Raw genomic sequence first — 22,297 nt, 5'->3', positions numbered from 1 at the left:
CGGCCCCCCCACACCTATCAGCCAATGGATACGAGGAAACTTGCCATGCTTGGATTCCTTCTACGCCGTCTGGGTATCGCATTTTGCGTTGCAATTACCGTGTCGGTGATCAGTTTTTCTCTTTTGCATCTGTCCGGCGACCTGGCCACTGCCATTGGCGGACCGGAAGCCAGCAGCGAACAGATCGAACAGATCCGCGTGCAGTACGGTTTGGACAAACCGCTGCCGACCCAGTACTTCAACTGGCTGGGCGATTTGCTGCGGTTGGATCTGGGCAACTCTTTTTTCTTTCAGGAATCGGTCTACAACCTGATCGTCAACCGCCTGCCGATCACCCTCGGCCTGGGAGCGATGGCATTGGGCATTGCACTGCTGGTGGCGATTCCGCTCGGGGTGCTGGCCGCAGTCAAACGCGACACCTGGATTGACCGCCTGGCGTTGAGCATTGCCGTACTGGGTCAGGCAATGCCAAGTTTCTGGTTTGCGCTGATGCTGATCGTGGTGTTCGCGGTGACGCTCAAGTGGCTGCCGGTGTCCGGCAACTCGACCCTGCTGCACTTCGTCATGCCGGCCATTGCCTTGGGCTATTACGCGACTCCGGCAATCATGCGTCTGACCCGTGCAGGCATGCTTGATGTGCTCAGTTCCGATTATATCCGCACCGCCCGCGCCAAGGGCCTGCGCCCTGCCCGCGTGTTGTTCAAGCATGCACTGCGCAACGCCTTGATTCCAGTCGTCGCCCTGGCGGCGGTGGAGTTCGGCTTCATGCTCGGCGGGTCGGTAGTGATCGAAACCGTGTTCTCCCTGCAAGGTATCGGACAGCTCGCCTGGGACGCCATCGCCCGTGATGACTTTCCGGTCGTACAGGCCGTGGTCCTGCTCATCGCAGTGATCTACATCATCCTCACCTTGCTGGCCGATGTGCTCAACGCACTGCTCGACCCGCGCATTCGCGTGCGCTAGGAGGCTTACATGAGCACCCCCACTACCCTCGCGATCAATGACTACCTGCCACCGCCCAGCAGCCTGAGCCGAGTCCTTGGCAAGAGCTTTCGTCATCGTGGTTTCGCCATCGGCACGGTGTTGTTGCTGATCATCTTCACGGGGGCACTCTTCGCGCCGTGGCTGGCACCTTATGACCCTTATGCGCAAGACGTGATGTTGCGTATGAAACCGCCGGTATGGATGGCCAACGGCACCTGGGAATACGTCCTGGGAACCGACAAGCTGGGCCGTGATTACCTGTCACGACTGCTCTACGGCGCTCGTATTTCATTGTTCATCGGCATTGCGGCGGCGCTTATTTCCGGCTTTATCGGCACCGTCATGGGGCTGTTGGCGGGTTACTACGGCGGCAAGGTCGATGCGTTTATCAGCTACTTGATCACCACCCGGCTGGCGATGCCGGTGGTGATGGTCGCGCTGGCCTCGGCCTCGCTGATGGGCGGCTCGCTGAAAGTGGTGATTGTGCTGCTCGGCTGCCTGCTCTGGGATCGCTTCGCGGTGGTGGTCAGGGCTTCGGTGCAACAGATTCGCGATGCTGAATATGTGGCCTCGGCCCAGGCTCTGGGCTGCTCGACCCTGCGCATTCTGGTCAGTGAAATTCTGCCCAATCTGGTCGGTGCGCTGATCGTCGTCGCGACGCTGGAAATGGCCCACGCGATCCTGCTGGAGTCGGCACTGTCATTCCTCGGGGTGGGTGTGCAGCCGCCGACGCCGTCCTGGGGGTTGATGATCGCTGAAGGCAAACCCTACATGTTCTTTTCCCCATGGGTCATCGCCATTCCCGGTGTCGCCCTGATGATTCTGGTGCTGGGCATCAACCTGGTCGGCGATGGCCTGCGCGATCTGATCCTGCCCGATGGCCGTAACTGATAGACGGCCGTAACTCATAGAGGGTACCGAACATGGCATTACTCCATGTAGAAAACCTGCGCGTGGATATCCCCATGGGCAACAGCCCAACGCCGGATGACACGCTGCATGCAGTGCGTGGCCTGAACTTTGAAGTCGAGCGCGGTGAAATGCTGTGCATCGTCGGCGAATCCGGCTGCGGTAAATCCTTGACGTCGCTGGCGCTGATGGACCTGTTGCCACGCAAGGCCAAACGTACTGCGTCACGGCTGACGCTGGACGGCATCGACATGATCGGCCAGAGCGAACGGCACATGTGCGACCTGCGCGGCAACCGTCTGGCGATGATCTTCCAGGAACCGATGACCTCGCTGAACCCGGCCTACAGCATTGGCGATCAACTCAGCGAAGTGCTGACCCGGCATCGCAAGGTGTCGCGCAAGGATGCCCTGGTTCGCGCCGGGCAGATGCTGGAGAAAGTCGGCATCAGCAATGCCACCGAGCGCTTGCGGCAGTATCCACATCAACTGTCTGGCGGTTTGCGCCAGCGGGTGATCATCGCCATGGCGTTGATGTGCGAACCGGACCTGATCATCGCCGATGAACCCACCACTGCATTGGACGTGACTATTCAAGCGCAGATCCTGCGCCTGATTCGCGATATTCAGAAAGAACTCGGCCTGGCGGTGATCTTCATCACCCACGACCTTGGGCTGGTGGCGCGGATCGCCGATCGGGTCGCGGTGATGTATGCCGGGGAAATCGTCGAAACCGCCCCTGCCCTGCAACTGTTCGAGAACCCGCAGCATCCGTACACCCGTGGTCTGCTGGCCAGTATTCCAATCCCTGGCCAGACCAAACCGGGTGAGGCACTGGGTTCGATTCCAGGCCTGGTGCCGAGCCTGGTGGGCGAGCAGCAAGGTTGTGCGTTCCGCAATCGTTGCGCTCAGGCGATACCGACCTGCGCGCAGAACATCCCCGAAGTCGAACAGGACGGACACATGGCGCGCTGCCTGTTCGCCGCACCGGCCCCGGCACCGATTCGCCTTCAGGAGCGTGCAAGGTCATGAAAAAAGACATTACGTTGGAGCTGTGTGACATCCGTCGCGAGTTTCGGATCAACCAGGGCTTTTTCAAACCCGCCGCCATCCTGAAAGCCGTAGATGGCGTTACCCTGCGTCTGATGCGTGGCGAGACCCTCGGTCTGGTAGGTGAGTCCGGTTGCGGAAAAAGTACCCTGGCAAAGCTGCTGCTCGGTCTGCTGCCGCCTACCAGCGGCGATGTGCTGGTCAATGGCAAGCATCTGGCGGCGACTGATCGCAAGGCAATGTCCCGGCATATTCAGCCGATATTCCAGGACCCGTATTCCTCGCTGAACCCACGCAAGACACTGCGCGAAATCATTACCCTGCCGCTGATCGTGCATGACATCGGCAGCCCCGCCGAGCGGCGCAAGAAGACCGAAGCGATGCTTGATGTGGTCGGCCTGCCCAAGCGGGTGATCGACAGCTACCCGAGCCAGCTGTCCGGCGGACAACGCCAGCGAGTCGCGATCGCACGAGCGTTGATCATGCGCCCCGATGTGTTGATCTGCGACGAGCCCACCTCAGCACTGGATGTGTCGGTGCAAGCGCAGATTCTCAACCTGCTGCAAGACCTCAAGCGCGAGTTCGGCCTGACCTATCTGCTGATCAGCCACAACCTCGCGGTCATCGAACACCTCGCCGACCGGGTCGCGGTGATGTACCTGGGGCGCATCGTCGAAGAACGTACGCGCGAATCGTTGTTTGCTGAACCCGGCCACCCTTATACCCGTGCCTTGCTGGATTCGGTGCTCACGCCCGATCCGCACCTGGGCATTCCCGAGATCGGCCTGCACGGCACCTTTCCCAATCCGATGTCACCGCCGTCCGGTTGCGCTTTCCACCCGCGCTGCCCGAGCTGCTTCGCACCGTGCAAAACGGCCTACCCGGCCAATGATTCCATTATCGGGGGCAACGTGCGTTGCCACCTTCACGACAATCCTGCCCAAACACTGGAGCTTGTCCACTCATGAGTCGTTCATTGGCCATCAGCAACACCACAGAGCAATTCGACAACGGCGCCTTTTTCAATCTGCTCGAACGTAGCGTCGCCTTGTCCACCGAAAGCCAGGCAACGGACAGCCAGCCCGAGTTGTATCGCTATCTCAATGACTTCATCACCCCGCATGTCAAGGCCATGGGCTTCAGCGTCAAGATTTATGACAACCCGGTGGCAGAGCGTGGGCCCTTCATGATCGCCACACGCATTGAGCATCCAGAACTGCCGACCGTACTGAGCTACGGCCACGGTGATGTGGTGCGCGGCTATGAAGCGCAATGGCGTGAAGGGCTGTCGCCGTGGCAAGTCACGGTCGAAGGCGATCGCTGGTACGGCCGCGGTACGGCGGACAACAAAGGCCAGCACCTGATCAACCTGACCGCGCTGGAACAAACGCTCAAGGCTCGCGACGGCAAGCTGGGCTTTAACGTCAAATTGCTGCTGGAAATGGGCGAAGAAGAAGGCTCCCCGGGCTTGAATGCGTTCTGTGCCGCCCACAGCGAAGAGCTCGCGGCGGATGTTTTCATCGCCTCGGACGGCCCGCGCCTGGCGGCATCACGACCGACCATTTTTCTCGGCTCACGCGGGGTGTTCAACTTCGAGCTGGTGGTCAATTTGCGCGAAGGCGCCCATCACTCTGGCAACTGGGGCGGCTTGCTGGCCAACCCTGGCATCATTCTGGCCAATGCCATCGCAAGCATGATCGATGAACAGGGCCGGGTGAAAGTGGCAGGCCTGCAGCCCGAGACGCTGCCGGAGCCGGTTCGCCTGGCACTGGCCGACATTGACGTGGGTGGCGGGCCGGGCGATCCGGACATCGACGCCAACTGGGGTAACCCGCAGCTCTCGCTGAGCGAAAAGGTGTTCGGCTGGAACACCCTCGACGTCATCGCCTTCAAGACCGGCAACCCGGACGCCCCCGTGCATGCGATCCCTGGTAAAGCCAATGCCCACTGCCATATCCGCTTCGTGGTGAACAGCGACTACACGACCTTCATCCCAGCTGTTCGTGCCCACCTGGATGCTCATGGCTTCAGCAATGTCGAGGTCAAGCAAAGCCGCATAGATGTGATGCACGCCACTCGGCTGGACCCGCAAAGCCCGTGGGTCAATTGGGCACTCAGCTCCCTGACACAGACCACCGGCAAAAAACCTGCGCTGCTGCCAAACCTCGGGGGTTCGCTGCCCAACGACGTGTTCGCGGACGTGCTCGGCCTGCCAACATTGTGGGTGCCGCACTCGTACCCGGCCTGCTCGCAACATGCGCCGAACGAGCATTTGCTGGCACCGGTGGTCAAAGAAAGCCTGCAAATCATGGCCGGTCTGTTCTGGGACCTGGGCAACGACGCGGCACGCCTGACTCAGGAGCATCAGTTGCGGGAGCAAGCGCAATGAGTGCCACGCCACAACAGGCGCTGGACTGGCTTGCCGACCAGCGCCACGCCATGGAAGCGCTGCTGCAGCGTATCGTCGACACCGACTCCAACAGTTACGACAAGGCGGGCGTCGACGCGGTGGGCGCGCTGCTCGCGGCTGAACTGGAAGCCGACGGCATCCTGCTCAAGCGCATGCCGGTCGATGATTTTGGCGACGTGATGCTCGCCGAAGTGCCAGGCGCCTCTGGAAAGCCGGTGCTGTTGCTGGGCCATCGCGACACGGTGTTCCCCAAAGGCACCACCACGACTCGCGGCTACAGCCGCGACGCCAACCTCGCCTATGGTCCCGGCGTCGCCGACATGAAAGGCGGCCTGGTGCTCAATTGCTTTGCGCTCAAGGCTCTCAAGCGCGCCGGTCAGTTGCCCTATCCGGTGCAGGTTCTGTACACCGGAGACGAAGAAATCGGCTCCGGCAGCGCCAGAACCCATATCGAAAAAGCCGCCCGTGGCGCGCGTGCCGTGCTCAATACCGAACCCGGCCGGGCCAGCGGCAACGTGGTCAGCGCACGCAAAGGCGGCGCCACGCTGATCATCGAAGTCAGCGGCCGCGCGGCGCATGCCGGGGTCAACCATGCCGACGGAGCCAGTGCCATCGAAGCCCTGGCACGCAAGATCGTCAAGCTCCATGCCTTGACCGATTACGCGGCAGGCATCACCACCAATGTTGGACTGATAGCCGGTGGCACCTCCAGCAACACCGTCGCGCCTGACGCCTCTGCCCGGCTGGATGTGCGCTTCATCGAACTCGAGCACTGGGATCAGATTTTTACCGCGATCCTGGGCATCGTCGCAGAAGAAGAGTTGATCGGCACCCGCGCTATCCTCAAGGAGGCGACAACCTTTCTGCCGATGGAAGCCTGTCATAGCGAACGGCTGCTGCAGATCTACCAACAAAAGGCCTTGGCGCTGGGTTTCAGCGTCGAAGGCGAATTCACTGGCGGTTGTGCTGACTCTGGATTCACTGCCAGCCTGGGCATTCCGACGCTGTGTGGCCTCGGGCCGGTGGGTGGCAAAGTCCATACCGAGCGTGAGTATCTGGAACTGGATACGCTGGTGCCTCGCGCTCTGGCGTTGGTGGCGACTATTCTGGCTGTTGGCTAGGGCAGTTGAGGCTTTTTTTGGGGGGATCTATTCGCGTTTTTCTGGACGGGGGGTGTGTATATCCGTTTTTTTGGTAACGGCGGCTGGCGGTTACAAAAAGAACGGATATACATACCACACCTGAAGTCCCGCAAATCCGATTCTATCTGAAGCCGGCCTCAAGCTTCCCAAGGGGCCACCGCATCAACATCAATGGCGTACCGCTCAATGGCCTCGGCACACACATTGGCATCGAGGCGCCCTTTGTGCACCAGGGCAGTCAGCGCACTCAAGACGATCTGGTGGCGGTCCACTTCGAAGAACCTGCGCAACTGACCGCGGGTATCGCTACGGCCAAAGCCGTCGGTGCCCAGTACGGTGTAACGGGCATCGAGATAACTGGCGATCAGCTGCGGCAAGGCGCGAACGTAGTCCGTGCAGGCAATGATCGGCGCCGAGTCGTTGAGCAACGCCTGGACATGACTGCTGCGCGAAGGCTGTCCAGGATGCAGTCGATTCCAACGTTCCACTTCACGGGCATCACGTGCCAACTCGGTAAAGCTGGTAACGCTCCAGACCTGACTGTCGATCCCCCAATCGCTGGCCAGCAACTCGGCGGCGGCAATCACTTCGCGCAGGATGGCGCCGGAACCCAACAACTGGACACGTCCACGCGCACCCTCGACTTCATGCCGGGCAAACCGATACATGCCCTTGATAATCGCCTGTTCGACACCTTCGGGAAGGTTCGGCTGCGGGTAGTTCTCGTTCATCAAGGTGACGTAATAAAACTCGTCCACCTGGCGCTCCAGCATCTGGCGCATGCCGTGATCCAGGATCACCGCGAGCTCGCCGGCGAATGCCGGATCGTAGGCACGACAATTGGGCACCATCGCCGCCATCAGATGACTGTTGCCGTCCTGATGCTGCAGGCCTTCGCCACCCAACGTCGTGCGACCTGCGGTGGCCCCGAGCAGAAAGCCGCGGGCCCGTTGATCCGCCGCCGCCCAGATCAGGTCGCCGATGCGCTGGAAGCCGAACATCGAGTAATAGATGTAGAACGGCAGCATCGGCAAGCCATGCACCGAATAGCTGGTCGCCGCCGCTACCCAGGAACTGATCGCCCCGGCCTCGCTGATGCCCTCTTCGAGAATCTGGCCGTCCAGGGCTTCTCGATAGCTCAGGATCGAACCGATATCTTCCGGCTCATATCGCTGCCCCACGCTGGAATAAATACCGATCTGTTTGAACAGGCTGGCCATGCCGAACGTACGCGCTTCATCCGCCACGATCGGTACGATTCGCGGCCCCAGTTGTTTGTCCCGCAGCAGACCACTGAGCATTCGAACGAAAGCCATGGTGGTGGACATTTCCTTGCCTTCGGCAGCAATGGCAAACGCGCCATAGCGGCTGACGTCAGGCACCGCCAATGATTCGGCAGTCGAAGGACGCGACGGCATGTAGCCGCCCAATGCATGGCGACGCTCGTGCAGATAGCGCATTTCAGCACTGTCTTCATCGGGTTTGAAGAAGCTCAACGAGGCGGCCTGTTCATCGGTCAACGGCAGGTTGAAACGATTGCGAAACGCGATCAGCGCCTCCCTGTCGAGCTTCTTCTGCTGGTGCACGGTCATCTTGCCCTGCCCGGCATCGCCCATGCCGAAGCCCTTTTTGGTCTGCGCCAGAATCACGGTGGGTTTGTTGCCTTCGAGCAGTGCGCTTTGATAGGCGGCGAAGATCTTCACCATGTCGTGACCGCCACGTTTCAGGCGATCGATCTGTTCATCGGTCAGGCCTTGTGCCAGCTGCGCCAATGCCTCGTTCTGGCCAAAGAAATGATCACGGTTAAAGCGCCCGTCTTTTGCCGCGAACGTCTGGAACTGGCCATCGACGGTGTTGGATAACGCCTTGACCAGCGCGCCATCCGCATCGCGCGCAAACAAGCCGTCCCAGTCGGCGCCCCACACCAGTTTGATGACGTTCCAGCCGGCACCACCAAATAGCGCCTCCAACTCGTCGATGATGCGACCATTGCCACGCACCGGCCCGTCCAGCCGTTGCAGGTTGCAATTGACCACCCAGACCAGATTATCCAGCCCTTCGCGCGCGGCCAGCGTCAATGCCGACATGCTTTCCGGCTCATCCATTTCCCCATCGCCAAACACGCCCCAGACGGTTCGCCCGGCGCTGTCTTGCAGGCCTCGATGCTCCAGGTAACGCATGAAACGCGCCTGGTAGATCGAGCTGATCGGACCAATGCCCATGGAGCCCGTCGGAAACTGCCAGAAGTCCGGCATCAACCAAGGATGCGGGTAACTCGACAGACCCCGGACACCCTTGGCGCGCGCGCTGATCTCTTGCCGATAATGCAGCAGATCCTTTTCTTCCAGGCGTCCCTCGAGGAACGCCCGGGCATAGACCCCTGGCGCCGAGTGCGGCTGATAGAACACCAGATCGCCACCGCTCCCTTCGGTTCGCGCTTTGAAAAAATGGTTGAAGCCCACTTCAAACAAATCCGCCGCGCTGGCATAACTGGCGATATGGCCGCCCAATTCGCCATAGGCGTAGTTGGCCCTGGCAACCATGGCCAACGCATTCCAGCGCATGATCGAGGCCAGCCGTTCTTCGATGGCCAGGTCCCCTGGAAATACCGGCTGGCACTCAACACTGATGGTATTGATGTAAGGCGTGCCATGGCCGGGCCGCCAACCGATGTCCGAGGCGCTTGCCACAGCCACCAGCATGTCGAGAATCTGTTTGGCCTGTGCCGTGCCGCTATGGGCGATAACTGACAGCAAGGCGTCCCGCCATTCAGCAACTTCTTGAGCATCGTCAGTGGTCTGGCCCGACCATTGGGCATCAATATCGGACAGGTTCATCGACAGCTCCTGCAAATGTCGGGCAACGCTTCAAGGTGGCGCAAATAGCTCAATCGGGCGAGTTTTTTGACTTGCTCTACCGCGTCAATGACGGAGCGCTCGGCCCAGCTGTCTCGCCCTATCTGGTAGATGCACGGGTTGCCAATGGAAAGATTGTTCAGCAGATACTCTTCAAGTTCACCGCAAACGAGAAAGCTGTAAGCACACCCTGCTACGTGTACTGCAACGCACCTGTCAGCCCCTGTATCCGAAGGTTCAACCTGTACAAGCGCGATATTGTCAAAACAGCTGAACCCATGATGCATCAGGTCAATATGGTCACTGTCAATTGCGGACACTATGACAACGATGCGGGTACGGCTCGAAGGTTCACGCATCCACTTCATGGTTTTAGAACGACAGTCGGCAGATCGGCTCATGAGTGTGGCCTCTCCATTGGGTAATCAATTCAGGCGTGTGTGGCGATGACTTTCGCTAGATGAAACAACGCTCTTGCAACCCGCTTTTCACCAGTGTCCGGGTCACCGATAAAATCTCTTCCACCTGTTTATCGATCGCTGCATGAGAGGCTGCGTCTTCCAGTTTGAGGACACGCAGTGGGTGACCGCAGACTGATCCCAGCCAGGTGAGACGGGGTATCGGGCTGACTTCGACATCCAGTAAAAAGCAGCCTTTGGACAGGCCGCGCAGCAGTTGGCTGGCCCGGCAGGTGGTCGCCGCCGCTGCATCTATCGGGTTGGACCCAAACTGCAACCAGTCGAGCATAAACGCCCTGGATTGCTGGACCACCAGATAAGCAACCTGGTCCCAGTCGTCGATCGCCATGTGCAACTTGTCAATCATGTATTTGGGCAACGCGGCGCTGGTCACGATGACGACTCCGGTATCCGCCAGCGGTTCTTTCACCCAGATTGCAGACTGCGATATCGCATGCATGGTGGTACTCCCGGCGTGGTTTGAACGCGAGCGTTTACTGCATGAGTATTGAGCCCGTGCGAACGGGCAAGCCCGCTCCCACAGTGAACTTCAACAGGCCTGCGCTCAGCCGTTACGAAACAGGAAGCTGTAGGCGTTCAGCGCCGGCGCCCCACCCAAGTGCGCGTAAAGCACTTTGGAACCTTCGGGAAATTCACCCCGACGGACCATTTCAATCATGCCGTGCATCGATTTACCTTCGTACACCGGATCTGTCAGTACCCCTTCAAGGCTGCCGCACAGTCGGATTGCTTCCAACGTGCCTTCGTTGGGCAAGCCATATTCCGGGTAGGCGAAACGCGTATCGAGCACTACATCCTCTTCCGTAATCTCGCGCCCCAGCTCCACCAACTCAGCGGTGTGTCGGGCGATGCGCAGGATCTGTGCCTTGGTCTGTTCCGGCTTGGCCGAAGCATCGACACCAATCACATTCTTCGAACGACCGTCAGCGGCGAAACCGACAACCATGCCCGCCTGCGTACTGCCGGTCACCGAGCAGACCACGATGTAGTCGAACTTGAAGCCCAGTTCTTTTTCCTGCTGCCGCACTTCTTCGGCAAAGCCGACGAAACCGAGGCCGCCATAGGGATGCTCGGAGCAACCCGCCGGAATCGGAAACGGTTTGCCTCCCTGCTCCACGACATCGCTCATGGCCTTTTCCCAACTTGGCCGAATGCCAATATCGAAGCCTGCTGCGTCAAGCCGCACGTCAGCGCCCATGATCCGCGACATCTCGATGTTGCCGACGCGGTCATACACTGCGTCGGAATAGTTCACCCAGTTTTCCTGCACCAACACGCACTTCATGCCCAAGTGGGCAGCGACGGCAGCGACCTGGCGGGTCTGGTTCGACTGAATGCCACCGATGGAGACCAGCGTATCGCAGCCTTGCTCGATCGCTTCGGGAATGAGGTATTCGAGCTTGCGCGTCTTGTTCCCACCAAAGGCCAGGCCACTGTTGCAGTCTTCACGTTTGGCATACAGCTCGACCTTGCCACCCAGGTGTTGACTGAGGCGCTTCAAGGGCGTGATGGGCGAAGGACCGAAGGTCAATGGGTAACGTTTAAAACGATTCAGGTTCATGACTCTGCTCCTTGATATTGAATATCCAAGCGCCAGACCGAAAGGAAAAAGGGCCGCATTCCAGGCTCTTTCAGGAGGGCTTCGATGAGTTCAATATTAAGAAGATTCCAAAAAATATGTGTTGCAAGTTTCCATCACTTCAAGAAACATAACTTCCATAAAGTCACACAAAACATACTTTCATTGCGTAGAAACCGATATGAAAGCAACAAATACTCACAAGAAGCCGGGCACCGCAGACCCCGTGCCGCATCCACTGGATCGAACCGATCGCGCCATTCTCAAGACCCTGCAACGAGATGCCTCCATCTCCAACGTGGCGCTTGCAGAGAAGGTGAAATTGAGTGCCCCTGCTTGCCTCAGGCGCGTTGAACGGCTCAAGCAGGTCGGCCTGATCAAGGACATCGTCGCGCTGCTGGACAATGAAGCGCTGGATGCGGGGATGGTGGTCTTGATCGGCGTAGTGCTGGATCGCTCCACGCCGGAATCCTTCGCCGCATTCGAGGCCGCCGCGCAAAAAGTGTCCGGCTGCATGGAGTGCCATGTGGTGACGGGGGAGTTCGACTACTTCATGTTGCTGCGCACCAAGGACAGCAACAGTTTCAACCGGCTCCACGCGGAGCAGTTGCTTTACCTGCCCGGGGTTCGCCAGATTCGCTCGTTCATGGGATTGCGCCAGGTCCTGTCGACAACCCACATCCCTCTTTGAGGCTCCGGTCAGCCCGGCATATCATCGACCCGTAGAATGTGCCGGTTCGGCGGTCATCGCTTACTCAGCGGCGCATCAAGGGGAATATCGAGGGTAAAGGTAGCGCCCTGTCCGACCCCGTCGCTGCGCACGCTCAAGCTGCCACCCATTTCCTGCGCGGCCAGCGCGCAACTATGCAGGCCAAAACCGTGACCGTCTTTGCGCGTCGTGAAACCATGGGAAAAGATAAGCGTCAGGTGCTCAGGCGCAATCCCATTGCCGTTGTCGGCCACCGTGATACGCAATACTGCCCCGTCAGCGAGGGACGCGCCGAACGTGACGCATCGGCTGCGATCGATCACGCCGTCCAACGCCTGCTTGGCATTGTTGATCAGGTTCACCAGAATCAGCAGCATCCGGTGCCGGTCCAAGGGCAGCAGGGGCAAGTCGTCAATCTCCTTGACCACCGTCACCTCCTCGCGCGCCAGTAATCCAGCACTCATGCGCAAGGCATCGTCGATTAACTCTGCGACCGGCACTGTCTCGACAATACTGACGGCGACGGCATAGGACTGCTGGGCAGCGACAATGGTTTTGATGTGGTCAATGCCCTTGGTGAGTTGCCCGAGTTCTTCGATGATGCCCTGTTGCTCCGCCGTCACCATTTTCGCCAGCTTGAGCAGGTAGTCAGGCAGCATCTTTCCTTTGTGGTCTCTAGTGAGAAAATCGCTCAGGTCATGGACGTGTTCGCTCAACAGTTGAGCCACCTTGCCCAATCCCTGGGCCTTGGAGGTGCGCATCTGGCTGCTGACCAGTTCTGCCGATACATTCACGCTGTTGAGGACGTTGCCGACGTTGTGCAGCACAGTCGTGGCGATTTCGGCCATGCCCGCCTGACGGGATTTTGCATGCAGTTCGGTTTGCACCTGGCTCATGCGTAGCGCCGCGCGTACGCGAGCCTTGAGCTCCAGCGGCGAGAAGGGTTTGGCGATATAGTCATCGGCGCCACTCTCCAGCCCGGAGACGCAGGCCTCGCTACCGCCGCGGGCGGTCACCAGGATCACGGGCAAATGGGCAAAACCGGCACTGGCCTTGATTCTGGCAGTCAGGCCGAAGCCGTCGAGCTTCGGCATCATCACATCCGAGACGACGACATCGATGGGGCGACGCTGCAGGACTGCCCAGGCCTGCTCTCCATCCACTGCGGTAGCGACGCTGTAGTCGTCGTGCAACAGTTCGCTGAGATAACCAAGCATTTCCGGGCTGTCGTCTACCACGAGCACTTTGGATCGCAGGGCGTGTTCCGGGTGCTGCTCGTCCGCTTCTTCCATCGGCGCCCGGTCATTGCGAATGCCAAGGCGACCGTCGTCGAAACGCAGGTGGCGCTGCTCGGTTGTGCTTGTAGTGCTCGGTGACGTTAGCTCGTGCATGTTGCTGGCTTCGGTCGGTACAGTGCTTTGCTCAGTCCCCAGCGGAAGTCGAACAAAGAAGCACGAACCCTGACCGGGCTCGCTGTTGACGCCGACTTCGCCCCCCATCAGTTCGACCAGATCCTTGACCAGGGCGAGACCGATGCCCGTGCCGCTGTAGTGGCGCGTAGCGGAATTATCGATCTGAGAAAAACGCTGGAACAGCAGCGGCAGTTTGTCAGGCGCAATGCCAATACCTGAGTCGTGCACCGCGAGTTCAAATCGCTCGCCATCAAGCGCAGTGACTGCCAGGTGCACGGTACCGCCCGCGGGCGTGAACTTGATCGCGTTGCTGACCAGGTTGAGAAGAATCTTCTCGAAGTGCCGGGGGTCCAGGAACACCGTGCCGAGCGCGGGATCAATGCTGCAGGTCAAGGTGCAGCCTTTGCCCTCGGCCACCATGGCGGCATCCTCGGCCAGCACACCCACCAACTTGTTCAAGTCAATTGGCGTTGGGCACAACTCGAACTTGCCCGCTTCGGCCTTGGAAAAATCGAGGATGTCGTTCACCCGGTTCATCAAGCGCAGCGCGTTGCGTTGGGCGCGGTCGACTTGCACATGCCAGTCCGCCGGCGGGATGGTCGCCGCCGAGAGCTGCTCCAGGGGGGCGAGAATGAGGGTCAGGGGGGTGCGCAGTTCGTGACTGACCGTGGCCACGAAATCGCTCTTTGCCTGGTTAGCCGCCTCGGCCTGGTTGCGCGCCTGAATGAGTTCGACAGCCTGCGCCTCCAGCACCTCGGTCTGCTGGTGCAGCGTGTCAGTCCGTTCGGCGACCATTCTTTCCAAAGAGGCCTGGACTTGCTGTCGTTCGGCCTCGGCCTCGGCCTCCAGCACCCGGATGCGCAAGGCATTCTCCTGGAACACTCGCACGGCGCGGGTCATGATTCCAATCTCGTCGCCGCGTCCGGCGCTGGCGATCTCGGCGTTCAGGTCGCCGGCCGCAAGTCGGCGCATGACCGAGGCCAGGGCCACGATGGGCTGTGCGACAAATCGCGACGTGCTCCAGGCGATGGCGCCGGCTAGCAGGATGGCGACGGTACCCGCAACGATCGTCGCAAACATGCCGCGATCATTGTGGATCAAGGCGCCGGAGCGCGCTTGGCCAGCGAAGCGCGCCACCAACAGGCCGGCGCTCCGTGCCTCGTTGCGAACCTGGTCGCGCGCGCCGCTCAAGGCGTTGCTCGCCTGATGGAACCTGGCGAATGCCGCCCGGTAGCCGGCAATCTGATCGCTGACAGTCAGGGGGATAGCCTTGGCTTGCAGCCCCACCGACGAAGGGAGAACGCGAGAGAGACGGGAGAGCTCGTCCAGGATCTCGCCGATCGAGCCGGCGACCTCAGCCGACGGCGACAGGCGAAACGACAAGGTCTGCGCCTCCAGGGTGGCAACACGCTCGGCAAAACGCTTGGACAACGCGGCGGCATTGTGCAGCAAACCGGTTGCTGCCTGAATGTCATTTGCGTCACGGGAAACATCCTCGTCCACTTCACCCAACATGGCATCGAGGCGCTCGACCACATCCTCGACGGCGGCCAGATGCCGCAAAGCCTCGTCTCCCCAAAGCTTGGGCGCCTCGCCAAAATGCTCGACCGCCTGGCTGACCGCAGCGACCGCCGTCGCCAACTGGTCCAAAGTCTCTCGCTCCTGCGGCGCCTCCATCAGCTCGCGCAATTGCTCGATCACCGGCGGGAGTGCCGCGCAAGTGTTGCGCGCCGCGGTGAAGGCCGCCCCATCACCGGACACCAGCATCTTGGCCACATTGGCGATGATGATCCGTTCACCGTCGCGCAGGATATCCAGAATGCGATGAGCAGTTTCGATGCGGCTCACCCGCGCCTCGTGCTCGGCGGCGCGCGAATCAATCCCCTTCAGCCCATCGGCAATGCCCTGTTCGACGAGGATCGTCGCCTCCCGCATCCGCCCGTAGTGGGCTGTCATGTTCTCTGTTTCGCCATCCATGGTCAGGGTCGCCGCCCGCAAGGCGGCGATTGCCGCGGCGAGCCTTTCCAGACTGCCTTTGAGCGACTGCGCCTCTTCCACCGCAATGGCGGTGAGGCCGGCGATAGCCGTCGCCACCATGCCTTCGGCCTGAGACAGGCTTTCCTGGTCGCGGGTGGCGATGAAGTTTTCCACCCGCCCGGTGGCCCCGTTGACCGAAGCCAGAATTTCCGCGGAATGGCTGGCGGAATCCACCGCGCGAACCATGCCTCGCAGGCCATAGAGGTTCACCAGCGATACCACCAGCATCAGGAACACCAGCGCGGCGACCGCCAGGCCAATCCTGACGGCAATGGGCCTGTCCGTGGAGGATTTGAATGTCAACATGGCGCCTCGCCTCCTCGCTCCACGCCTGCCACTACTGCTTCGTCACCTCCGGCAAAGGCGCTGGCGGCGCCGTATTGTTGATGGCCGCGTCGATCATCGCCGCAACGGAAGCCTGACTGTAGGGAGGATTAGCCGCGCCACCCACCGGCATCGTTGCGAGCCAGCCGTCCAGGTCTTTCGCATCGATGCGTACCAGCGGCACCTCGACGAACTTCGGCACCTGCTTGCCCGCCAGAATCTGCTGGGCCACCCAGAACCCCACCTGGGAAACGCTCGGAGAAGCGGAGACAGAAACGGTTTCATAGCCATTGGCATCGCGCTCCTGTTTCCACAGGGCGAGTTCATCCTGACGGTTTCCCATCACGATGATCGGCAAAGGACGTCCCGCCGCCTTGAACGCCATGGCCGCGCCATAACCGTCGCCCCCTTGAGTCGCGACGGCATCGATGTTGGGCAGTGACGGCAGCGCCAGCGCCACCTCCTTGCGTGCGACGGAAGCGGTCCAGTTCCCGTAGACGGTCTTGGCGAACTTCAGGCCCGGATAGTCGCTGGCGGCCGTGCGAATGCCGTCGCTGATGTTTTTATCGGTGGCATCGCCGGCAATGCCACGAATCTCCAGCAGCGTCCCGTTCCCCTTGAGGCGCTTGGCGATGTAATCCATTTCCACGCGGCCCATGGCGGCCCAGTTGTAGTCCACGGTATAGACGCAGCGTTCGGTAACCAGGCTGGCCATGACGACCACCACGATGCCGGCGTTGCAAGCATCGCGGATTACCCCGTTGAGGGCCGTGTCGGACGCGGCCAGGATGACGATGGCATTGACGCCCTTGACGATCATGTCCTGGACATGGGCCGCCTGTTCCGATGCCGAGTTATTGGCGCTGACCACCGGCGCCTCGCGGATCAAGCCATCCTTTTGCGCCTGGTCCGCAATCTCCTGCCAGTTGCGCACCATCACCTTGCGAAAATCGCTGCCCGCGTAGGAGTTGCTGAAGCCAATGCTATAGCTTGCGGTAGGGCCGCCGGCGATGCCCGCGTCGGCAGCTTGGACTGGAGGGGTGACAACCATCGCCAGCCCGGTCACGCAGCCGGTGAAGCACCACAAGATTTTGTGGGTGATCGAAGTATGCCGACGGACCGGCGTTACCAGACTGCGCATTCGACCGTGCAAATAATGGAACCGGGCATGAAGAACCAGCCACATACAGACTCCTTTCCTTGGGGGGGCGACAAGTGAAACCAGTACATTGCCTGCAGTGGCAATGAGCATAGTCTCAACGTGCCCGCTTCGCGCGGCCATGGAAGGATTTCAGCCAACTGAGCGCCCCTGGTCGCGCACCGACACTGTCACCCGGGGGTGATCAATACTAGCGTGGCCTACGGAATCGACCCGGTACTGACACCACTACACGCCCCTACTTCACCTGTGCTTCCTTCAAAAGCCAATGCGCAAATGCCTGGATGGGCACGCGGCTCAGCTCAAGGGGCTCGGGTAACACGAGGCAAAAAGTCTTGGCAACATTCGTCTCCTGCGGCCATGGCGCAACCAGCCGGCCTTGCGCCAGCTCTGCTTCCACGTACAAGCGCGGTACAAGTGCCACGCCGAGACCAGCCAGTGCGGCTTCGATCAACATCGCATGCAAATCGTAGCGTGCTCCCATCGCTGCGTTGCTCAGGACAATCCCGGTTTCCTGGGCATAGCGCTGCCAGGCATCCGGGTTCTGCCGGCGGTGCAATCGCGGCAGTGAATCCAGAGCCGTTGCCTGCTTGCCAGGGTTCAGGAGGTCAGGATGACAGACCGGAATTAACACTTCGTTCAACAGGCGGTGCGTATGCATGCCTGTCCAAGCTGGGTGCTCAAAATGGATAGCGGCATCGAAGCCGCTGCCGGCAAGTACGAACGGTTCCATACGTTCCGAGAGGTGCACGCAGATATTCGGGTGTTGCTCGCCAAAGCCGGACAACCGAGGAATTAGCCAACGCAGGGCAAAAGTTGGGCTGACGGCGATATCCAGGCTTGCGCCATCGTTGGGCTGGCCCATCAAATACTGGCTGTCCCTGTCGAGCCGGTCGAGTAGTTCGCGCACTTGGGCAGCGTAGCGCTCACCGTTAGGCAAAAGCCGCACGCGGTTGCCAACGCGCTCGAATAGCGTAACGCCCAGAAAGGCTTCCAGGCGCCCTATCTGCCGACTGATGGCGCCTTCGGTCAAGGCCAATTCGTTTGCGGCACGGGCGAAACTGCCATGACGGGCGGCTGTTTCAAAGGCTATCAAGGCGGCGTTACTAGGGAGTTTTCGACGCATGGGTTTTCCTGAGGCAAGTCTAGGCATCCACCTTGATGTTTAGTCACTGAATGGTGCGATAAAGTCGTTTTATAAGCGATTACCGTGTCACTAGCATGATAAAACATCAACCCATGAAGTGACATTTATGATTTACACAGTCGAATGCAACTACGCTGAACCCGCCAGCGAAGCCGAGTGGAATGCGTTTTACAGCCTGGAAAAACTGCCAGCGCTGATCTCGGTGAGCGGATTTAGCTCTTCACAGCGTTTCAAAGCCTTGAGCGGCAATTGCCCGGCCTACCTGGCCCTGCATTCAGTCGACACGCCAGCCGTATTACAGAGCGACGAGTACCGCCAAAAAGGGGGTGGCAATTTTTCCCGTTGGCAGTCGCACATCACTGATTGGAGGCGCAACCTCTATGCCGGGCTGGACCGAGCCGTTGCCGTGGGCGCGAACGAATTCCTGTTGCTCAGTGAACAAGGCCCTCAAATACTGATTGAATTAGGTCTTACACCTTTAGCGCTACACGCAGTTGCTTTGGACAAGAGACCTGCACACCGTTGGCTGGCCAAACTGGATTGCACTCAGGCAAAGGCCAGCGATCTGCAGGGGCTGGATGTCTATTGCGCAATGACCGTGCAGTTACAGTCATGAGTAACGTGGACATAAATCACCGGAGACTCCCCAGCCAGCAAATCGGCGAGTTTTCAATCACAGCCATCAGCGATGGCTACTTGGGTGCGAGCCTGGATTTTCTCGCTAATATCGCGCCAACGGAGGCGGCCCGACTTCAGTTAGCCGCCGGGATCAGCGAGCCAGCGTCGATCCATATCAATTGCTATCTGGTACGTGGGCGTGGCCGCACGATTCTGATCGACGCCGGCGCCGGCGGTTTCAATCAATGGGGCGGCGAGTTGCTGGCCAATCTTGTATTGGCTGGCGTGCAACCCGGCGAAATAGATACGATTCTGCTGACGCACGCGCACCCCGACCACATCGGTGGCTTGTTGAACGCAGCGGGAGAAATGGCCTTCACCAATGCTGAATTGGTTGTGCACCAGCGAGAGCTAGCGTTCTGGGAGGACGATGGCCACCTTGGTCAAGCCAGTGAACGCGCGCGTGGAAACTTTCTGTTTGCACGAAGGGTGTTCGAGCGGTACCGGCAAAATCTGCGCCCGTTCACCGCCAATGACGTACTGCCTGGAATCAGCGCGATGCCGTTGCCTGGGCATACCGTCGGGCATTGCGGCTACCGCTTCGAGTCCGCGGCGAGCAGCCTGCTAGTGTGGGGCGATATCGTTCATTTTCCTCAGATTCAGATCGCGCGCCCCGATGTCACGATTGCCTTCGACCAGGACCCATTGCTATCGGCGGCCACGCGAACGAGGCTGCTGGATGTTGCCAGTTCAGACAACTTGATGGTCGCTGGCATGCACTTGGCCGCGCTCGGCTTTGCTCATATCAAGCGTTCCGGTAACAGCTACACCATTGCTTACGAGACGTAAGCCAGGTACAGGCAGCAAGTCGTCTTACGACAGTTTTTCTTCGCGCCTGAAAACCTGCTTGGGGCGCTAAAGGGGCACATTTATTTTCGCTGCTGACGCTGGTCATGAGACCAGCGCCAACAGGACCTGTGGGTATCACCATTGATGTCAGCACGGTCCGCCATTCCCCGGTCTGCGGGAGCTTTTCGCCCCCGCCCGTAAAATATCGCCCCAGCGACGCACCAGATAGTTGTGCTCATCCATCACCGAGTTCCACACAGCGATATGCCCCATGCGCTGCTCATAGGAACCGCCATCGCGCACATCACCGATGTCTATCAGCGGCAAACCATCACTGCCCAGCAACTCTTCCCGCGCAGGTTGACCGGCGTACCAGTAATCCCACTCGGCACTGCTCAGATGGTCGCGACTGCGCGCCGGGTTGCCGATGTAGTAACCCTGGCGCGCCATCACGGCGCCGGGCCAGCCGGACAACCACCAATTGAGGTATGCATAGGCCGCATCCAGCACCGGGCCTTGGGCGTGGCGCGACAATGACAAACCGCCGAACCAGGCACGGTAGCCCTCGCGAGGTACCGCCAGACGGTATTTCACCCCGGCGCGATGCAGGCGCATCAACGTCGGCGACCACAAGCTCTGGATGTCGATGCTCGGGCTGAGCATCAATTGCGCGGCCTCCTCGTCATCGGACCAGAACGCCGCAAAGTGACCTTCCTTCTGTTTGCGCACCAGAATATCGGCCAGCACATCGATCTCTTCGATACTCATATTGCCGATGTCCTTGAAGCGCGCCAGTCCCGCACCCTGCACCGCCAGCGCGGCGTCCAGGGCACCGATGGCCGCATCGCTTTGCAGCGCAGTGCGCGCGCGCCACGCGGGGTCGAGCAACCACCCCCAACTTTCGTTGTCATGGCGAAACCCCTCGGGCAAGCGCTCGGGGCGGTAGGCGAAGCTGTCGGCGTTATGGGTCAAGGGCAGCATGCTGATCCGCTCAGTGACGGTGCTGCCGAGGCTGCCATCGTGCTGCACGAATAAACGCTCGCTAGGCACGCTGCCGCTGCCCAACCGATCATTGGCGGACAGGCGACCGCGCTTGGGCAGGTCGTTGATCTCATGCCACAACGCAATGCGCCGCGTATCGATGGGTTGGATCGCCCGGGCCGGCCACACGAAGTCAACGTTGTGGAACCACTGGTCGTACAGGTCGTAGCTGTCGGGCTGCATCACCGCGATGCGCTGGGCCTGTTCGACGTCGTGTACTTGGTAAACCAAGCGGATACCCAGTTCCTGTTCTGCCCGCACACGCAGGCATTCGAGCAAAGTCACCGAGGTGCCAAGGACGCGGAGTGTGATCATGCGGCGAACCGCTGGGAGAACACGTCAAAGGAGCGCCGCAGCAGCGCGGGGTCGAGGCCACGCAGGATAAACACCAGTCGCGATTGCCGATCAGTGCCCGGCCAGGCAGGCAAGTGCACCGGGGCGTGCAGGCAGTGCTGCACACCATGGATGACGATGGGGGCGTTACTGGTGTTCACGTTGAGCAGTCCTTTGACACGAAGGATTCGTTCGCCGTGGCATCTTAACAGCATCGACAACCAAACCCCGAAACCGACCCAATCCAGCGGCCGGTCGAAGGTCAGGCTGCATACTTGCGCGGCACCATGGGTGGCGCTGATACTGCGATGCAGTTGCCAGCGACTGACTTCCTCTGTCGGTTCGGCGCTGCGCAAACCTTCACCCAGCAACAGTTGATCGCCGCAGCGGACGTCGCTGGTATTGAGGATCGGCGTTCCGGCATTGAGCGCTTGCAGGTGCGCGCGCAGTGTGGCGCAGTCCTCCACCAAGTCGGTCTTGCTCAACAACAAGCGATCCGCGGCGGCGACCTGGGCGAGCCATTCCGGATGCAGGCGCTCTTGCAGCGCGGCATGGCTGGCGTCGACCAAGGTGACCACTAGGCCGATATGCAAGCGCCCGCGCAATTGCACATCGTTGTTCAACGTGGCGAGGATCGGCGCCGGGTCGGCCAGGCCGGTAGTCTCCAGGATCACCCGTTTGAACGCCGGGATTTCGCCACGCTCACGGCGTTGCAACAGGGCGAGCAATGCGTCTTTGAGTTCGCCACGAATCGAGCAACACACACAGCCACTGGGCAGCAGCACGGTATCCGGGGCGACTTCTTCCACCAGCAGATGGTCGATGCCGACGTCGCCGAATTCATTGATCAGCAAAGCCGTATCACCGAGGCTTTCGCCTTGCAGCAGGCGCTTGAGCAAGGTGGTTTTGCCGCTGCCCAGGAAACCGGTGATGACGTTGAGAGCGATGCTCATACGGCTGACTCCAAGTGATCCAACAGGTGCGGGTCCAGGGGGTCCAACGGGCGACCGAGCATGGTTTCGGCCGCTCGCCAGAGTTGATCCAGGCCACTCGCCAGTTCTTGCTTGCCGGTCGCGCCGAGCAGCAGATAAGAGGCGCCCTGAAAGTCCTCGACCTTGAGCCGGAACACCGCCAGTACCTGATTGATCGCGGCGATGCGGCGCAGGCGTTCGCGGCGCCTGGGCAGCTCATCGCCCAGGGGGTCGCTCCAGTGCAAGTCTTCGCCGAGCAAACCGCAGAGTCCGCACATGGCTACACCTCG

At 60.2% G+C, this 22,297-nt stretch carries 18 protein-coding genes and 3 pseudogenes; 9 read left to right on the top strand and 12 right to left on the bottom strand.

All coding sequences use genetic code 11. From position 1 onward, the window contains the following. The first annotated feature begins 45 nt into the window (after positions 1 to 45). The 6 genes from AC09SL_RS04250 to AC09SL_RS04225 are packed head-to-tail and all read left to right on the top strand — an operon-like array spanning position 46 to position 6,473. Positions 46 to 963: an ABC transporter permease gene (locus AC09SL_RS04250; protein WP_058542130.1), complete on the top strand. Its 918-nt coding sequence runs from the start codon at positions 46 to 48 to the stop codon at positions 961 to 963. 9 nt (positions 964 to 972) lie between these two features. Further along, complete coding sequence (locus tag AC09SL_RS04245) at positions 973 to 1,875, top strand: ABC transporter permease (RefSeq protein ID WP_014338928.1); 903 nt, start codon at positions 973 to 975, stop codon at positions 1,873 to 1,875. Positions 1,876 to 1,907: 32 nt separating this feature from the next. Beyond that, positions 1,908 to 2,924 carry an ABC transporter ATP-binding protein gene (locus AC09SL_RS04240; RefSeq protein WP_058542129.1) on the top strand — a complete coding sequence of 339 codons (1,017 nt, stop codon included), beginning with the start codon at positions 1,908 to 1,910 and terminating at the stop codon, positions 2,922 to 2,924. Beyond that, the gene (locus AC09SL_RS04235) at positions 2,921 to 3,910 is read left to right on the top strand and encodes an ABC transporter ATP-binding protein (RefSeq protein ID WP_058542128.1); all 990 of its coding nucleotides are present in this window, start codon (positions 2,921 to 2,923) and stop codon (positions 3,908 to 3,910) included. The genes AC09SL_RS04240 and AC09SL_RS04235 overlap by 4 nt, the downstream gene beginning before the upstream one ends. Beyond that, positions 3,907 to 5,331, top strand: a complete 1,425-nt coding sequence (locus tag AC09SL_RS04230) for a M20 family metallopeptidase (RefSeq protein ID WP_058542127.1) — start codon at positions 3,907 to 3,909, stop codon at positions 5,329 to 5,331. The genes AC09SL_RS04235 and AC09SL_RS04230 overlap by 4 nt, the downstream gene beginning before the upstream one ends. After that, on the top strand, positions 5,328 to 6,473 hold the full coding sequence (locus tag AC09SL_RS04225; protein ID WP_058542126.1) for a M20 family metallopeptidase: 1,146 nt from the start codon (positions 5,328 to 5,330) through the stop codon (positions 6,471 to 6,473). Before AC09SL_RS04230 ends, AC09SL_RS04225 begins: the two co-directional genes overlap by 4 nt. A gap of 158 nt (positions 6,474 to 6,631) precedes the next feature. Here AC09SL_RS04225 and mdeB read toward each other — a convergent pair whose 3' ends face one another. From mdeB to AC09SL_RS04205, 4 genes are all read right to left on the bottom strand, one after another. Beyond that, positions 6,632 to 9,331, bottom strand: a complete 2,700-nt coding sequence (gene mdeB, locus AC09SL_RS04220; protein WP_058542125.1) for an alpha-ketoglutarate dehydrogenase — start codon at positions 9,329 to 9,331, stop codon at positions 6,632 to 6,634. Further along, a complete protein-coding gene (locus AC09SL_RS04215; RefSeq protein ID WP_058542124.1) occupies positions 9,328 to 9,750 on the bottom strand; it encodes a hypothetical protein in 423 nt (140 codons plus the stop codon). Before AC09SL_RS04215 ends, mdeB begins: the two co-directional genes overlap by 4 nt. A gap of 55 nt (positions 9,751 to 9,805) precedes the next feature. Next, positions 9,806 to 10,267 carry a hypothetical protein gene (locus AC09SL_RS04210; protein ID WP_058542123.1) on the bottom strand — a complete coding sequence of 154 codons (462 nt, stop codon included), beginning with the start codon at positions 10,265 to 10,267 and terminating at the stop codon, positions 9,806 to 9,808. A 105-nt stretch (positions 10,268 to 10,372) separates the two neighbouring features. After that, positions 10,373 to 11,389 carry a 1-aminocyclopropane-1-carboxylate deaminase gene (locus AC09SL_RS04205; RefSeq protein ID WP_058542122.1) on the bottom strand — a complete coding sequence of 339 codons (1,017 nt, stop codon included), beginning with the start codon at positions 11,387 to 11,389 and terminating at the stop codon, positions 10,373 to 10,375. A gap of 199 nt (positions 11,390 to 11,588) precedes the next feature. Here AC09SL_RS04205 and AC09SL_RS04200 point away from each other — a divergent pair, with 199 nt between their 5' ends. After that, on the top strand, positions 11,589 to 12,098 hold the full coding sequence (locus AC09SL_RS04200; protein ID WP_058542121.1) for an Lrp/AsnC family transcriptional regulator: 510 nt from the start codon (positions 11,589 to 11,591) through the stop codon (positions 12,096 to 12,098). Positions 12,099 to 12,151: 53 nt separating this feature from the next. Here AC09SL_RS04200 and AC09SL_RS04195 read toward each other — a convergent pair. From AC09SL_RS04195 to AC09SL_RS04175, 5 genes and pseudogenes are all read right to left on the bottom strand, one after another. Next, positions 12,152 to 12,493: pseudogene (locus AC09SL_RS04195) on the bottom strand (ATP-binding protein); the annotation flags it as partial. A 519-nt stretch (positions 12,494 to 13,012) separates the two neighbouring features. Continuing rightward, a pseudogene (locus AC09SL_RS04190) lies at positions 13,013 to 13,348 on the bottom strand (response regulator transcription factor); the annotation flags it as partial. Between the two features lie 207 nt (positions 13,349 to 13,555). Further along, positions 13,556 to 14,608 (bottom strand): annotated as a pseudogene (locus AC09SL_RS04185) (sensor histidine kinase); the annotation flags it as partial. Between the two features lie 1,294 nt (positions 14,609 to 15,902). Next, entirely contained in the window at positions 15,903 to 17,075 is a 1,173-nt protein-coding gene (locus tag AC09SL_RS04180; RefSeq protein WP_058542119.1) for an ABC transporter substrate-binding protein, read from the bottom strand. A gap of 211 nt (positions 17,076 to 17,286) precedes the next feature. Further along, positions 17,287 to 18,174 (bottom strand): LysR substrate-binding domain-containing protein, encoded by an 888-nt coding sequence (locus AC09SL_RS04175; protein WP_058542118.1) that lies wholly within the window; start codon positions 18,172 to 18,174, stop codon positions 17,287 to 17,289. Between the two features lie 127 nt (positions 18,175 to 18,301). On the opposite strand from AC09SL_RS04175, the gene AC09SL_RS04170 reads away from it, so the two are divergent. Together AC09SL_RS04170 and AC09SL_RS04165 are read left to right on the top strand one after the other, a co-directional pair. Further along, positions 18,302 to 18,811, top strand: coding sequence for a hypothetical protein (locus tag AC09SL_RS04170; protein WP_058542117.1), 510 nt, complete (start codon positions 18,302 to 18,304; stop codon positions 18,809 to 18,811). Beyond that, positions 18,808 to 19,662 (top strand): MBL fold metallo-hydrolase, encoded by an 855-nt coding sequence (locus AC09SL_RS04165; protein ID WP_058542116.1) that lies wholly within the window; start codon positions 18,808 to 18,810, stop codon positions 19,660 to 19,662. The genes AC09SL_RS04170 and AC09SL_RS04165 overlap by 4 nt, the downstream gene beginning before the upstream one ends. Positions 19,663 to 19,809: 147 nt before the next feature. Here the strand turns inward: AC09SL_RS04165 and AC09SL_RS04160 are convergent, their stop codons facing one another. From AC09SL_RS04160 to AC09SL_RS04150, 3 genes are read right to left on the bottom strand one after another with little or no spacing between them, the layout of a single operon-like run. After that, positions 19,810 to 21,018 carry an ABC transporter substrate-binding protein gene (locus AC09SL_RS04160; protein ID WP_058542115.1) on the bottom strand — a complete coding sequence of 403 codons (1,209 nt, stop codon included), beginning with the start codon at positions 21,016 to 21,018 and terminating at the stop codon, positions 19,810 to 19,812. Next, positions 21,015 to 21,989, bottom strand: coding sequence for a CobW family GTP-binding protein (locus tag AC09SL_RS04155; protein WP_058542114.1), 975 nt, complete (start codon positions 21,987 to 21,989; stop codon positions 21,015 to 21,017). The genes AC09SL_RS04160 and AC09SL_RS04155 overlap by 4 nt, the downstream gene beginning before the upstream one ends. Next, the gene (locus AC09SL_RS04150; RefSeq protein ID WP_047229666.1) at positions 21,986 to 22,285 is read right to left on the bottom strand and encodes a hypothetical protein; all 300 of its coding nucleotides are present in this window, start codon (positions 22,283 to 22,285) and stop codon (positions 21,986 to 21,988) included. The genes AC09SL_RS04155 and AC09SL_RS04150 overlap by 4 nt, the downstream gene beginning before the upstream one ends. Between the last annotated feature and the right edge of the window lie 12 nt (positions 22,286 to 22,297).

The sequence above is a fragment of the Pseudomonas sp. PF05 genome (assembly GCF_056521845.1).
The sequence above is the reverse complement of the archived record's forward strand: the minus strand, read 5'-3'. Positions and strand labels throughout refer to the sequence as shown.

Bases quoted from the DNA above. Each gene is read 5' to 3' on its own strand.
- AC09SL_RS04250 (WP_058542130.1), top strand. From the start codon at position 46: ATGCTTGGATTCCTTCTACGCCGTCTGGGTATCGCATTTTGCGTTGCA.
- AC09SL_RS04245 (WP_014338928.1), top strand. From the start codon at position 973: ATGAGCACCCCCACTACCCTCGCGATCAATGACTACCTGCCACCGCCC.
- AC09SL_RS04240 (WP_058542129.1), top strand. From the start codon at position 1,908: ATGGCATTACTCCATGTAGAAAACCTGCGCGTGGATATCCCCATGGGC.
- AC09SL_RS04235 (WP_058542128.1), top strand. From the start codon at position 2,921: ATGAAAAAAGACATTACGTTGGAGCTGTGTGACATCCGTCGCGAGTTT.
- AC09SL_RS04230 (WP_058542127.1), top strand. From the start codon at position 3,907: ATGAGTCGTTCATTGGCCATCAGCAACACCACAGAGCAATTCGACAAC.
- AC09SL_RS04225 (WP_058542126.1), top strand. From the start codon at position 5,328: ATGAGTGCCACGCCACAACAGGCGCTGGACTGGCTTGCCGACCAGCGC.
- mdeB (WP_058542125.1), bottom strand. From the start codon at position 9,331: ATGAACCTGTCCGATATTGATGCCCAATGGTCGGGCCAGACCACTGAC.
- AC09SL_RS04215 (WP_058542124.1), bottom strand. From the start codon at position 9,750: ATGAGCCGATCTGCCGACTGTCGTTCTAAAACCATGAAGTGGATGCGT.
- AC09SL_RS04210 (WP_058542123.1), bottom strand. From the start codon at position 10,267: ATGCATGCGATATCGCAGTCTGCAATCTGGGTGAAAGAACCGCTGGCG.
- AC09SL_RS04205 (WP_058542122.1), bottom strand. From the start codon at position 11,389: ATGAACCTGAATCGTTTTAAACGTTACCCATTGACCTTCGGTCCTTCG.
- AC09SL_RS04200 (WP_058542121.1), top strand. From the start codon at position 11,589: ATGAAAGCAACAAATACTCACAAGAAGCCGGGCACCGCAGACCCCGTG.
- AC09SL_RS04180 (WP_058542119.1), bottom strand. From the start codon at position 17,075: ATGTGGCTGGTTCTTCATGCCCGGTTCCATTATTTGCACGGTCGAATG.
- AC09SL_RS04175 (WP_058542118.1), bottom strand. From the start codon at position 18,174: ATGCGTCGAAAACTCCCTAGTAACGCCGCCTTGATAGCCTTTGAAACA.
- AC09SL_RS04170 (WP_058542117.1), top strand. From the start codon at position 18,302: ATGATTTACACAGTCGAATGCAACTACGCTGAACCCGCCAGCGAAGCC.
- AC09SL_RS04165 (WP_058542116.1), top strand. From the start codon at position 18,808: ATGAGTAACGTGGACATAAATCACCGGAGACTCCCCAGCCAGCAAATC.
- AC09SL_RS04160 (WP_058542115.1), bottom strand. From the start codon at position 21,018: ATGATCACACTCCGCGTCCTTGGCACCTCGGTGACTTTGCTCGAATGC.
- AC09SL_RS04155 (WP_058542114.1), bottom strand. From the start codon at position 21,989: ATGAGCATCGCTCTCAACGTCATCACCGGTTTCCTGGGCAGCGGCAAA.
- AC09SL_RS04150 (WP_047229666.1), bottom strand. From the start codon at position 22,285: ATGTGCGGACTCTGCGGTTTGCTCGGCGAAGACTTGCACTGGAGCGAC.